Below are 12,349 nucleotides of genomic sequence, written 5' to 3' on the forward strand. Positions count from 1 at the left end.
GCCGGTTCGTGCGGCCCCGGTGTCCGGCTTCGCCGCGCGGGCGGGGTCGGCCACAACCGACCCGCCCCCGCCCGAATGGCAAACCTCACAACGGCGAACAGGCACCCAACACCGGCACCACCCAACGCCGTAAGGTGACGGACGTGGCTCAACCAACTGACGTGCGCATCGCGCTGTCGACCGCCTCCGTGTACCCGGAGTCGACGGCGACGGCCTTCGAGATCGCCGCGCGCCTCGGTTACGACGGTGTCGAGGTCATGGTCTGGACCGACCCGGTCAGCCAGGACATCGAGGCGTTGCGCCGCCTCTCGGACTACCACGGCATTCCGATCCTGGCCGTCCACGCCCCCTGTCTGCTGATCACCCAGCGGGTCTGGTCCACCGACCCCTGGGTCAAGCTCCAGCGGGCCCGGGCGGCGGCGGAGAAGCTGGGTGCCTCCACCGTCGTCGTGCATCCGCCGTTCCGCTGGCAGCGGCAGTACGCCCGGGACTTCGTCGACGGCATCTGGCGGATGGCGAACGAGACGGACGTACGGTTCGCCGTCGAGAACATGTACCCCTGGCGTTACCGCGACCGCGAGATGCTCGCCTACGCACCCGACTGGGACGTCACCAACGACGACTACCGGCACTTCACGATCGATCTCAGCCACACGGCGACGGCCCGTACCGACGCCCTGGACATGGTCGACCGCATGGGGGACCGGCTGGGGCACGTCCACCTCGCCGACGGCCGGGGCTCGGCCAAGGACGAGCACCTGGTGCCCGGCCGCGGCACCCAGCCCTGCGCCGAGTTGCTGGAGCGCCTGGTGCACACCGGTTTCGACGGCCATGTCGTGATCGAGGTCAACACCCGGCGGGCGATGTCCGGCGCCGAGCGCGAGGCCGACCTCGCCGAGGCCCTGGAGTACACGCGCAAGCACCTCGTCCCCGCGGCGCGGGTGCCCCGGCGATGACCGCCGAGCCCGCCCCCCGCCGCCGCGGGCGCCCCCCGCGCACCGAGTCCGCCGACACCCGCGACCGCATTCTCGGCGCCGCCCGCGAGGAGTTCTCCGCGCGCGGGTACGAGAAGACGTCCGTCCGCGGCATCGCCAAGGCGGCCGGCGTGGACTCCGCGCTGGTGCACCACTACTTCGGCACCAAGGAGCAGATCTTCGAGGCGGCCATCGAGGTCGCCTTCGCGCCCGCGCTGAACGCGCCGGAAGCGGTGGCCGAGGGCTCGGTGGAGGGCGTGGGGGAGCGGCTCACCCGTTTCGTCTTCGGTGTCTGGGACAACCCCACGACCCGCGCGCCCCTCCTCGCGATCCTCCGCTCCGCCCTCGACAACGAGACCGCCGCCGCCGTCTTCCGCCGGCTCGTCGCCGCCCAGCTGCTGCGCCGGGTCGCCGCCCAGCTGGACCTGCCGGACGCGGAGCTGCGCGCCGAGCTGGCGGCCGCGCAGATCGTGGGTACGGCGCTGATGCGCTACGTGATCAAGCTGGAGCCGCTGGCCTCGGCGGACCTGGAGCAGATCATCGCGCGGGTGGCACCGGTGGTGCAGGCCCACCTGACGCAACCCTGACAACCGCGGTTTCTGGAACGGTCGTCCCGCATTCCGGACACCCGTGTCCATCCCTTGGAGCACCGGCGTACGCTCGACCATGCAGTCAGAACTCTCTGGCAGCAGGTCTTCCAGTAGGTCTTCGAAGGAGCGAGCGACGATGCCCGAGCTGAGGTCCCGCACAGTCACCCACGGCCGCAACATGGCGGGCGCCCGCGCCCTTATGCGTGCCTCCGGTGTACCGGGCGCGGACATCGGCCGGAAGCCGATCATCGCCGTGGCGAACTCCTTCACCGAGTTCGTGCCGGGCCACACCCACCTCCAGCCGGTCGGCCGGATCGTCAGCGAGGCGATCAAGGAGGCCGGCGGCATCCCGCGCGAGTTCAACACCATCGCGGTCGACGACGGCATCGCCATGGGCCACGGCGGCATGCTGTACTCCCTGCCCTCCCGCGACCTGATCGCGGACTCGGTCGAGTACATGGTCGAGGCCCACTGCGCCGACGCCCTGGTCTGCATCTCCAACTGCGACAAGATCACCCCGGGCATGCTGATGGCGGCCCTGCGCCTGAACATCCCGACGGTGTTCGTCTCCGGCGGTCCCATGGAGTCCGGCCGCGCCACCCTGGTCGACGGCACGGTCCGCACCCTCGACCTGGTCGACGCGATCTCCGACGCCGTCAACGACAAGATCTCCGACGAGGACATCCTCCGCATCGAGGAGAACGCCTGCCCCACCTGCGGCAGCTGCTCCGGCATGTTCACCGCCAACTCGATGAACTGCCTGACCGAGGCCATCGGCCTCTCCCTGCCCGGCAACGGCTCGGTCCTCGCCACCCACACCGCGCGCAAGCAGCTCTACGTCGACGCGGCCCGCACGGTCATGGACCTCACCCGCCGCTACTACGAGCAGGACGACGACACGGTCCTGCCGCTCAACATCGCCACCTTCCAGGCCTTCGAGAACGCCATGGCCCTGGACATCGCGATGGGCGGCTCCACCAACACGATCCTGCACCTGCTGGCCGCCGCCCAGGAGGCGGGCGTCCCGTTCGGCCTGGACGCGATCGACACCGTCTCGCGCCGCGTGCCCTGCCTGGCGAAGGTGGCCCCCAACGTCGCCAAGAACCGCACGTACTACATGGAGGACGTGCACCGCGCCGGCGGCATCCCCGCCCTCCTCGGCGAACTGCACCGCGCCGGCCTGCTCAACGAGGACGTCCACGCCGTCCACAGCCCCTCGCTGGCCGACTGGCTGAAGACCTGGGACGTCCGCGGCGGCTCCCCCTCCCCGGAGGCCGTGGAACTGTGGCACGCGGCGCCCGGCTGCGTCCGCTCCGCCGAGGCCTTCTCCCAGTCCGAGCGCTGGGAGGCCCTGGACGACGACGCCGAGAACGGCTGCATCCGCTCCGCCGAGCACGCGTACTCCAAGGACGGCGGCCTGGCGGTGCTGCGCGGCAACCTCGCCGTCGACGGCTGCGTGGTGAAGACGGCCGGCGTCGACGAGTCCATCTGGACCTTCGAGGGTCCCGCCGTCGTCTGCGAGTCCCAGGAGGAGGCCGTCCAGCGGATCCTCACCCAGCAGGTCAAGGACGGCGACGTCGTCGTCATCCGCTACGAGGGCCCCAAGGGCGGCCCCGGCATGCAGGAGATGCTGTACCCGACCTCGTACCTGAAGGGCCGCGGCCTCGGCAAGACCTGCGCGCTGATCACCGACGGCCGCTTCTCCGGCGGCACCTCCGGCCTCTCCATCGGCCACGCCTCCCCGGAGGCGGCCTCCGGCGGCACCATCGCCCTCGTCCAGGACGGCGACCGCATCCGCATCGACATCCCGGGCCGCTCGATCGAGCTGCTGGTCGACGAGGCGGAGCTGGCCCGCCGCGAGCAGGCCCTGAACGGCGTCTACGCCCCGAAGAACCGCGACCGCAAGGTCTCCGCCGCCCTCCGCGCCTACGCGGCCATGGCGACGAGCGCCGACAAGGGCGCGGTGCGCGACGTCTCCCGGCTGGGCTGACCGGTCATGACAGGGGCCGCCTCCCGGTGGGGGCGGCCCCTTCGCCGTCTCGCGCGCCGCCCTCGTGTGCTCGGTCTTCTCCCGCCGCCCTCGTGGCCTCGGCCTTCTCCTCCCGGACTCCCGGGACTCACCAGGCCGCGGGCGAGCGGCTGTCCACGGTGAAGACGGTGCCGTCGGGCGCGGTGGCACCGATCCGGGTGCCGACCGGCACCGGAGCGGGCGGAACGCTCATGACCCGGGACGAGTCGGCGCCCAGCCGCGCCGGTGTCTGCCCGATCAGCCGGCCCTTGCGGGCGTCGACGGCGAGCAGCCGGCCGTCGCCGGCGGTGAAGTACACCCGCTCGCCCCGCGCCACGGGCAGCGAACCACGGCTCACCGACGTCTCCAGATGCCACAGGTGCCTGCCCGACTCCACGTCCACGGCGTCCAGCGAGCCTCCGGTGGCCAGCACATAGACGACGTTCCCCCGCACGGTGGCGTGCGCGCCGTCCAGTACGGCGGGCAGCGCGACGCGCCGGGTCGCACCCGTCTTCGGGTCGTAGCGGACGATCTCCTCGGCGCCGTAACCGCTGTCGACGGCCAGGAAGAACACGGACCCCTCGCCCTGGGCGGCGAACGGCTTGAGCCAGCCCCGCAGCCGGGCGTCCCAGCGCACCTCGCCGGTGCGCGGATCCACGGCGCTCACCCGGGTGCTCGAACCGTCGGCCGACGTACGCGTCGCGTACGCGGTCCCCGCCGCCGCGCCCGGGAACGCGACGAAGGACGGCACCCCCTGGCCCGGGAACGTCCGCCGCCACCGTGTGGTGCCGGTCGCGCCGTCCACGCCGGTGACCGCACCGTCGGCACCCGCGAGCAACGCCGTGTCACCGGCGTACCGCACCGTCGTCCCCGCGGGCAGCCGGCGCTGCCACACCTCCTCGCCCGTGTCCGCGTCGAGCCCCGCGAGCCGCGATCCGCCGTCCGTGTAGGGCTGCACCAGGCCGCCGGCCACCACCGGGGGCCCGCTGGTGGCCCCGGTGCCGACGGGGCGCCGCCACAGCAGCCTGCCGTCGGCCGCGGACAGCGCGAAGACGACACCCGGCCGCGCGCAGAACAACTTCCCGGTGGCGTAGGCGCAGTGCGGCATGCCCTTGCCGGTGACCGCCGGGCGGGCGGTCCAGGTCCCCGAGGCCGCCGTCAGGGCCGGCGCACTCTCCTTCTTCGGCGCGCGCTCGCCCCCGCCGAACAGCCCGGACCCCCCGGACGGCCCCCACAGCCCGGCCGCCGCCAGGCCGCCCACCAGCGCCAGCCCGAGAGCGCCTGCTCCCAGCCCCAGCAGCGCCCGTCTGCGTCCCGAGCGCCTGACCGGGGGCCGTCCGGCCGGCCCGGAACGGCCCGGCACCGCCGGTGCGGGCCCGTCCTCGCCCGCCCGCTGCGCCGGTATGAACGCCTGGGTGTCGTACGAGGCCGCCACCGAGCGCAGCTCCCGCATCAGCTCGTCCGGCGTGGGCCGGTCCTCGGGCTCCTTCGCCAGACACCGCAGCACCAGCGGCGCGAGACTCTCCGGCACGCCGGTCAGATCCGGCTCGTCATGGACCACCTGGTAGGCGACGACATACGGACTGTCGGAGTCGAACGGCCCGCGACCGGTGGCCGCGTGCACCATGACCGAGCCCAGCGCGAAGATGTCGGCGGCCGGCCCCACTTCCCGGGGCCGCCGGAACTGCTCCGGCGCCATGAACGGCGGCGTACCGATCAACTTGCCCGTCTCGGTGCGCAGTTCGCTGTCCTTCGGCCGGGAGATGCCGAAGTCGATGACTTTCGGCCCGTCCTCGGCGAGCAGCACGTTGCTGGGTTTCAGATCCCGGTGCACCACGCCGACCCGATGGATGTCCCGCAGCGCCTCGGCGAGCCCGGCCATCAGCCGGCGCAGCTGCCCGGTCGGCATCGGACCCTTCCGCTTCACCTGCTCGGATAGGGTCGGCCCCGGGATGAAGAGGGTGGCCATCCAGGGGCGTGCGGCCTCCGGATCGGCGTCGACGACGGGTGCGGTGAAGGCACCGCTGACCCTGCGGGCAGCGGCCACCTCCTGCCGGAAACGGCCCCTGAACTCGGGATCCCGGGCGAACTCGGCGTGTACGACCTTCACCGCGAGCTTCATCCCCGAGGTGCTCCGGGCGAGGTGTACGACCCCCATGCCACCGGATCCCAGACAGGACTCCAGCCTGTAGTGCCCGGCGTATTCGGGAAGTTCCGCTTCCGCGCTCGCTCCCGTATTGCGCTGTGGCGCCATGGACCACCCCCGTGCTTTTCGTCCGTGCGCGCGACGCACGGAGCCTAGTCGATGACTCGTACGAGACAGAGGCGGCTTGCTAGCGTCTGCGTGCGAGTCGCGCGAACGCGTTTCGCGCCGAATTCCAGGGAACCGACGGGGGAGGAACACCTTCATGTCTGTTGACCGCGCACCAGCAGCCGAGGGCACCGACAGCACCGACAGCGCCGACGGCGTCACGACGCGGGCGGCGGCAGCCGTCCGCACCTACGCCGTCGCCCCCGGCGTCCGCCTGAACGTCCGCAGCGGCCCCGGCACCGGGTACAACCTGGTCCGCGTCCTGCCGGAGGGCGTCCGGGTGCCGATCTACTGCCAGTCGCCGGGTACCACGGTGTCCGGCCCCTACGGCACGACGAACATCTGGGACCTCATCGACAACGGCGAGTACGTCTCGGACGCGTTCGTGCACACGGGCAGCGACGGCTACGTCGCGGCCCGCTGCGGCTGACACCGGACCGCCCGCACGGGGGCACGCCCGGCCCGGGAGCCGGCCGAGGCCCGGTCCCCGTGACATCGGAGCCCACCCGGTCCGGGCGCCCGTGACATCGGAGCCCGCCCGGTCCGGGCGACCGTGACACCGGAGCCCGCCCCGCCCGGGGCCCCGTCGACTCCCGGAGCCATAATCGTCCCGTGAGCGACGAAACCGGCACCCCGGACACCTCGGCGGGCTCCCCCGGCGGCGCGGCCCCGGACGACGGGGCCGCCCAGGGCGCCGACATGCCCCAGAGCGGCGGCCCCCGCCCCGAGCCCCTGCGCTTCTTCGGCACGTCCTGGGTGGACCACGACAACGGCTACCCGGTCCGCCGCGCCGGCGTCGCCGTCGGCTCCCTCGCCGCGGCCGTCGCCTCCTGCCTGGTGCTGCGCTTCGCGTACGAGGGCATCCGGATCGCCGACACCGGCTCCTTCGTGACCGTGCTCGTGGTCGCCATGTTCGCCATCTGCAGCGCCCTCGCCTTCCGCAACACCTGGGACGGGTTCGACAAGCGCCACGACCCGCAGCGCCAGGCGTCCCTGCGCGGCCTGCTCGCCATCGGCTTCGTCGGCTCCCTCCTCGCCTACTTCTTCCGCTCCCTCACCGAGGCCCCGGGCGAGAAGCTGCACCGTGAGGAGTACGACAGGGCCCGCGAAGCCCACGAACGCCGCACCACCCGCCGCACGGGCAACCCCTCGAAGAAGAAGCGCCGCCGGTAGAACCCCGGCAGCGCGCCCGGGGAGCCGACGGCCCGGCGCCGACGTGAGGGACGGGCCACGGCGCTGCGCGACCGTAGCGGAAGAGGTGCCGCCGAGGTAGAACCCCGGCAGCGCGCCCGGGGAGCCGACGGCCCCGCGCCGACGCGCGGGACGGCCCACCGCGGGGCGCGACCGTCCCGTAGACATGGCCTCATGACAGCCCCTCAGCCCTCGCCGGCCGACCCGCGCGCCTTCCACGCCGCCCGAGCCGAGTCCTTCAACTCCGCCGCCGCCCAGTACGCCGCGAACCGTCCCTCCTACCCGCCCGCCCTCCTCGACGCCGTCGAGGAACTGGCCGGCCGCTCCCTGTCCGGCGCCCGGGCCGTGGACGTCGGTGCCGGCACCGGTATCGCCACCGCCCTGCTGCGCGCCCGCGGTGCCGACGTCCTCGCCGTCGAACCCGGTGCCGGCATGGCCGCCGAGTTCCGCCGCGCGCTGCCGCACATCCCGCTCGTCCGGGGCAACGGCAACGCCCTCCCCGTCGCCGACGCCCACGCCGAGCTCCTCACCTACGCCCAGGCCTGGCACTGGACCGACCCGGCCCGCTCGGTGCCGGAAGCGCTGCGCGTGCTGCGCCCGGGCGGGGCGCTGGCCCTGTGGTGGAACACCGACGCCCTGGACATCGAGTGGATCGCCGACGCCGCCGACCGGGCCGGCCGTTTCCTCGGCCTGGACGTCGCCGCCGAGAAGCGCAAGGCCGGCGAGCGGGTCGAGCGGGCCGATCCCAGCGGGCGCCTGGACTTCACCCGCCGCACGGTCCGCTGGAGCCGCCGCGTCCCGATCGGCACCCATCTCGCCAACGTCGGCAGCCACTCGGCCTTCCTGGTCACTCCCGAGGAGCGCAGGACCGCGTTCCTGGCAGAGGAGCGCGCGCACATCCTGAACGTCTTCCCGGACGGTGTCGTCGAGGAGACCTACGACGTCCGTCTGCTCGTCGCCCGCAAGCCCTGACCCGAACCCTCACCCCCTTCGTCCCCTTGACGTCCCGCTCCCTCCCGGCAGATTATTCATCACGTGATGAATAATCTGCCGGGGTCACCGCCCCAACCCCTCACCGACACCCCCGACCCGCACACCAGCCCCGCCGTCCACGCCGACGGCCTCACCGTCGTCCGCGGCCCCCGAACGGTCCTGCACCATCTCCGCTTCGCCGTCCCCCGCGGCCGCATCACCGGCCTGCTCGGCCCCTCCGGCTGCGGCAAATCCACCCTCATGCGCGCGATCGTCGGCACCCAGGCCCAGGTCACCGGCACCCTGAACGTCCTCGGCCACCCGGCCGGCCACCCCACCCTGCGCAGCCGCATCGGCTACGTCACCCAGGCGCCCTCCGTCTACGACGACCTCACCGTCCGGCAGAACCTCGACTACTTCGCCGCGATCCTCGACCCCGGACGCGCCGCCGCCGAACGCCGCCACCACCACGTCACCCAGGCCATCGCCGACGTGGACCTCACCAGCCACGCCGACGCCCTCGCCGGCAACCTCTCCGGCGGCCAGCGAGGCCGCGTCTCCCTCGCCGTGGCCCTCCTCGGCACCCCCGAACTCCTCGTCCTGGACGAACCGACCGTCGGCCTCGACCCCGTTCTCCGCAGGGACCTGTGGAACCTCTTCCACGACCTCGCCGCCACCCGCGGCACCACCCTCCTCGTCTCCTCCCACGTCATGGACGAGGCCGAGCGCTGCCACCGCCTCCTCCTCATGCGCGAGGGCGAGATCCTCGGCGGGGGCACCTCCGGGCCGGAGGCCGGGGGAGACACCCCGGAGGCCCTGCGCACCCGCACCGGCACCGACACCGTCGAAGCCGCCTTCCTGCACCTCGTCGACGAGGCCGCCACCGCGGACCGCACGAAAGAGAGCACCCGATGACCCAGAGCCCGACGAGCACCAAGAGCCCCACGAGGACGACGACGACGGCCGCCGCCCCGCGCCCGCTCAGCGCCGCCCGCACCACCGCCACCGCCGCCCGGGTCCTGCGCCAGCTCCGCCACGACCCGCGCACCATCGCGCTGATGATCCTCGTCCCGTGCCTGATGCTGATCCTGCTGCGCTACGTCTTCGACGCCAGCCCGCGCACCTTCGACAACATCGGCGCCTCCCTGCTCGGCATCTTCCCGCTGATCACGATGTTCCTGGTCACCTCCATCGCCACCCTGCGCGAACGCACCTCCGGCACGCTCGAACGCCTCCTCGCCCTGCCCCTCGGCAAGGCCGACGTCATCGCCGGCTACGCCCTCGCCTTCGGCACCCTCGCCGTCGTCCAGTCGGCCCTCGCCACCGGACTCGCGGTCTGGCTCCTCGGCCTGGACGTCACCGGCTCCCCCTGGCTGCTCCTCCTCGTCGCCCTCCTCGACGCCCTGCTCGGCACGGCCCTCGGCCTCTTCGTGTCGGCCTTCGCCGCCTCGGAATTCCAGGCGGTCCAGTTCATGCCCGCGGTGATCTTTCCCCAGCTGCTCCTCTGCGGCCTGTTCACACCCCGCTCCGCCATGCATCCCGCCCTGGAGGCCGTCTCCGACGTCCTGCCGATGTCGTACGCCGTCGACGGCATGAACGAGGTCCTCCACCACACCGACATGACCCCGGCCTTCGTCCGGGACGTCCTGATCGTGGCCGGCTGCGCGCTCCTGGTGCTGGGGCTCGGGGCGGCGACGCTGCGACGCCGCACGGCATAGCCGCGGCGAGCCCCCGGGCCGACGTCCCGCCTGCCGGACAACCGACCCGCACACCCCGACCCGGTGCGAAACTGAGCCGCATGAGCCAGAAAGTCGCAGTCCTCGGCACCGGCAAGATCGGCGAAGCCCTGCTCAGCGGAATGATCCGGGCCGGCTGGGCCCCCGCCGATCTCCTGGTCACCGCCCGCCGCCCCGAACGCGCCGAAGAACTCCGCACCCGCTACGGAGTCACCCCGGTCACCAACACCGAGGCAGCCAAGACCGCCGACATCCTGATCCTCACGGTCAAGCCGCAGGACATGGGCACTCTCCTGGACGAACTCGCCCCGCACGTTCCCGCCGACCGCCTGGTCATCAGCGGAGCCGCCGGTATCCCCACCTCCTTCTTCGAGGAGCGCCTGGCCGCAGACACCCCCGTCGTCCGCGTCATGACCAACACCCCCGCCCTGGTCGACGAGGCGATGTCGGTCATCTCCGCCGGCAGCCACGCCACCGAGCAGCACCTCGCGCACGCCGAGGAGATCTTCGGCGGCGTCGGCAAGACCCTCCGCGTGCCCGAGAGCCAGCAGGACGCCTGCACCGCGCTCTCCGGCTCCGGCCCCGCGTACTTCTTCTACCTGGTCGAAGCCATGACCGACGCCGGCATCCTGCTCGGCCTGCCCCGCGACAAGGCCCACGACCTCATCGTCCAGTCCGCGATCGGCGCCGCCGTGATGCTCCGCGACAGCGGCGAACACCCGGTCAAACTCCGGGAGAACGTCACCTCCCCCGCCGGCACCACGATCAACGCCATCCGGGAACTGGAGAACCACGGCGTACGGGCCGCCCTCATCGCCGCCCTGGAAGCCGCCCGCGACCGCAGCCGCGAACTCGCCTCCGGCAAGAAGGACTGACCCGGCCGACACCCGCGCCGTCCCGCGGGCAGCGGTCCCCCCGCCACCCGCAGGGCGCGGCCCCGCTAACGCACCGCGCTCAGCGAGGGCTCCGCGACGGGCGGCAGCAGCCCGATCGCGCGATAGGCCGTGTCGACCGTCGGCCGAGCCGACGCCCGTGCCTTCTCCGCACCGTCCCGCAGCACCCCCTCCACATAGGCCGGATCGGCGCACAGCTCCCGATGCCTGGCCTGAACCGGCCGCAGCACCTCCACCACGGCCTCCGCGGTGTCCTTCTTCAAAGAGCCGTACGAGTCGTAAACGGCCGCCAGTGACTCAGGGTTCCCGCCCGTGCACGCGGCGAGTATGTTCAGCAGGTTCGCGACGCCGGGCCGCTCCGCCGGGTCGTGGACGACGTCCCGCCCGCTGTCGGTCACGGCCCGCAGCACCTTCTTGCGCACCGCGTCCGGCTCGTCCAGCAGATAGACGATGCCCGGCCCCGAGTCGTCCGACTTCCCCATCTTCGACGTCGGGTCCTGGAGGTTCATCACCCGCGCCGCCACCTGCGGACGCGTCGCCTTCGGCACCACGAACGTGTGCCCGTACCGGTGGTTGAACCGCACCGCCACATCCCGCGCCAGCTCCACGTGCTGCACCTGGTCGTCCCCGACCGGCACCTCGTCGGTCCCGTAAGCCAGGATGTCCGCCGCCATCAGCACCGGATACGTCAGCAACGACAGCCGGACGCTCCCTCCGCGCTGCCGTTCCCGGGCGGCCTTCTCCTTGTACTGGATCATCCGCCGCATCTCACCGTCGGTCGCCACGCATTCCAGCAGGTACGACAGCCGCGCGTGCTCGTCCACATGGCTCTGCACGAACAGGGTGCACACCTCCGGGTCGAGCCCGGCGGCCAGCAGCAGCGTCGCCGCCTGCCGACTGAGCCTGCGCACCCGCGCCGGATCGTGTTCCACGGTCAGCGCGTGCAGGTCCACGACGCAGAACAGCGACTCCGCCTGGTGCTGGTCCACCTCGGCCCAGCGCCGCAGGGCCCCCAGGTAGTTCCCCAGGGTCACGTGCCCGGTCGGCTTGATCCCGCTGAAGACCCGAGTCATCTCCACTCCACCTTCTGGTCGGGACCGCCGCTCCTGCGGCCGGCCCCCCGAGGCCCGGAGGGAGATACGAGAACGGCCGCCGAAGCGGCGGCCGTTGAGTGCATACGTGAGTACGGCCGCCGTCAGGCGGCCCACCAGAGCTGGTTGCACGTACGCGTCGTCATGTCCTTCACAGTACGCCTCCCGGGTGCCTCGGGGGCATGAGTTGACACACCCCACGCCGATCCGTACTGTTCTCCGAGTTGTCCGACGTGAGCGCCGACCCCGGTCGGTCCCCGGACAGCCATTCCGCAAGTAGCCAGTCACTCTTTCGACACTCCGGTGCCGACTGCTTTGCCGTGCATATTTGCGAAATGAGGAATCCGCGTTCGAAAGGGCGTCGGCCCCCGATTAGCTCGGGAGTCAGGAATCCGCTAAAGTCTCACTCGTCGGAACGGCCCAACAGCCGGGAAGACAAACCCCCCTGACTGGGAGTCAGACACCGAAAGGATCTGATAGAGTCGGAACCGCCGGAAAGGGAAACGCGGAAGCGGGAACCTGGAAAGCACCGAGGAAATCGGATCGAATGAAGATCTGATAGACTCGGAAACACGAAGGGAAG

At 72.2% G+C, this 12,349-nt stretch carries 11 protein-coding genes; 9 read left to right on the forward strand and 2 right to left on the reverse strand.

The window, feature by feature from the left end:
• Nucleotides 1-134: 134 nt before the first annotated feature.
• From ACZ7KF_RS23820 to ilvD, 3 genes are all read left to right on the forward strand, one after another.
• On the forward strand, nucleotides 135-956 hold the full coding sequence (locus ACZ7KF_RS23820; RefSeq protein ID WP_471078428.1) for a sugar phosphate isomerase/epimerase family protein: 822 nt from the start codon (nucleotides 135-137) through the stop codon (nucleotides 954-956).
• On the forward strand, nucleotides 953-1,561 hold the full coding sequence (locus ACZ7KF_RS23825) for a TetR/AcrR family transcriptional regulator (protein ID WP_471078430.1): 609 nt from the start codon (nucleotides 953-955) through the stop codon (nucleotides 1,559-1,561). The genes ACZ7KF_RS23820 and ACZ7KF_RS23825 overlap by 4 nt, the downstream gene beginning before the upstream one ends.
• A 139-nt stretch (nucleotides 1,562-1,700) precedes the next feature.
• A complete protein-coding gene (gene ilvD, locus ACZ7KF_RS23830; protein WP_225824952.1) occupies nucleotides 1,701-3,554 on the forward strand; it encodes a dihydroxy-acid dehydratase in 1,854 nt (617 codons plus the stop codon).
• A 127-nt stretch (nucleotides 3,555-3,681) separates the two neighbouring features.
• On the opposite strand, the gene ACZ7KF_RS23835 is transcribed toward ilvD, so the two are convergent.
• A complete protein-coding gene (locus tag ACZ7KF_RS23835; RefSeq protein WP_471078433.1) occupies nucleotides 3,682-5,826 on the reverse strand; it encodes a serine/threonine-protein kinase in 2,145 nt (714 codons plus the stop codon).
• Between the two features lie 154 nt (nucleotides 5,827-5,980).
• Between ACZ7KF_RS23835 and ACZ7KF_RS23840 the strand changes: the two genes are divergently transcribed.
• The 6 genes from ACZ7KF_RS23840 to proC all read left to right on the forward strand — a co-directional run bounded on the left by ACZ7KF_RS23840 (nucleotide 5,981) and on the right by proC (nucleotide 10,657).
• Nucleotides 5,981-6,313 carry an SH3 domain-containing protein gene (locus ACZ7KF_RS23840; RefSeq protein WP_471078436.1) on the forward strand — a complete coding sequence of 111 codons (333 nt, stop codon included), beginning with the start codon at nucleotides 5,981-5,983 and terminating at the stop codon, nucleotides 6,311-6,313.
• 182 nt (nucleotides 6,314-6,495) lie between these two features.
• Nucleotides 6,496-7,056, forward strand: coding sequence for an EamA/RhaT family transporter (locus ACZ7KF_RS23845; protein ID WP_471078439.1), 561 nt, complete (start codon nucleotides 6,496-6,498; stop codon nucleotides 7,054-7,056).
• 192 nt (nucleotides 7,057-7,248) lie between these two features.
• Nucleotides 7,249-8,046, forward strand: coding sequence for a class I SAM-dependent methyltransferase (locus tag ACZ7KF_RS23850; RefSeq protein ID WP_471078442.1), 798 nt, complete (start codon nucleotides 7,249-7,251; stop codon nucleotides 8,044-8,046).
• Between the two features lie 66 nt (nucleotides 8,047-8,112).
• The gene (locus ACZ7KF_RS23855; RefSeq protein WP_471078444.1) at nucleotides 8,113-8,961 is read left to right on the forward strand and encodes an ABC transporter ATP-binding protein; all 849 of its coding nucleotides are present in this window, start codon (nucleotides 8,113-8,115) and stop codon (nucleotides 8,959-8,961) included.
• The gene (locus tag ACZ7KF_RS23860; RefSeq protein ID WP_471078447.1) at nucleotides 8,958-9,764 is read left to right on the forward strand and encodes an ABC transporter permease; all 807 of its coding nucleotides are present in this window, start codon (nucleotides 8,958-8,960) and stop codon (nucleotides 9,762-9,764) included. Before ACZ7KF_RS23855 ends, ACZ7KF_RS23860 begins: the two co-directional genes overlap by 4 nt.
• Nucleotides 9,765-9,844: 80 nt before the next feature.
• Nucleotides 9,845-10,657: a pyrroline-5-carboxylate reductase gene (gene proC / locus ACZ7KF_RS23865; RefSeq protein ID WP_471078450.1), complete on the forward strand. Its 813-nt coding sequence runs from the start codon at nucleotides 9,845-9,847 to the stop codon at nucleotides 10,655-10,657.
• A gap of 65 nt (nucleotides 10,658-10,722) precedes the next feature.
• On the opposite strand, the gene trpS is transcribed toward proC, so the two are convergent.
• A complete protein-coding gene (trpS, locus tag ACZ7KF_RS23870) occupies nucleotides 10,723-11,748 on the reverse strand; it encodes a tryptophan--tRNA ligase (RefSeq protein ID WP_471078453.1) in 1,026 nt (341 codons plus the stop codon).
• Nucleotides 11,749-12,349 lie beyond the last annotated feature (601 nt).

It is taken from the genome of Streptomyces sp. NPDC038200 (genome assembly GCF_055600785.1).

Bases quoted from the DNA above. Each gene is read 5' to 3' on its own strand.
- ACZ7KF_RS23825 (WP_471078430.1), top strand. From the start codon at position 953: ATGACCGCCGAGCCCGCCCCCCGCCGCCGCGGGCGCCCCCCGCGCACC.
- ilvD (WP_225824952.1), top strand. From the start codon at position 1,701: ATGCCCGAGCTGAGGTCCCGCACAGTCACCCACGGCCGCAACATGGCG.
- ACZ7KF_RS23835 (WP_471078433.1), bottom strand. From the start codon at position 5,826: ATGGCGCCACAGCGCAATACGGGAGCGAGCGCGGAAGCGGAACTTCCC.
- ACZ7KF_RS23840 (WP_471078436.1), top strand. From the start codon at position 5,981: ATGTCTGTTGACCGCGCACCAGCAGCCGAGGGCACCGACAGCACCGAC.
- ACZ7KF_RS23850 (WP_471078442.1), top strand. From the start codon at position 7,249: ATGACAGCCCCTCAGCCCTCGCCGGCCGACCCGCGCGCCTTCCACGCC.
- ACZ7KF_RS23855 (WP_471078444.1), top strand. From the start codon at position 8,113: ATGAATAATCTGCCGGGGTCACCGCCCCAACCCCTCACCGACACCCCC.
- ACZ7KF_RS23860 (WP_471078447.1), top strand. From the start codon at position 8,958: ATGACCCAGAGCCCGACGAGCACCAAGAGCCCCACGAGGACGACGACG.
- proC (WP_471078450.1), top strand. From the start codon at position 9,845: ATGAGCCAGAAAGTCGCAGTCCTCGGCACCGGCAAGATCGGCGAAGCC.
- trpS (WP_471078453.1), bottom strand. From the start codon at position 11,748: ATGACTCGGGTCTTCAGCGGGATCAAGCCGACCGGGCACGTGACCCTG.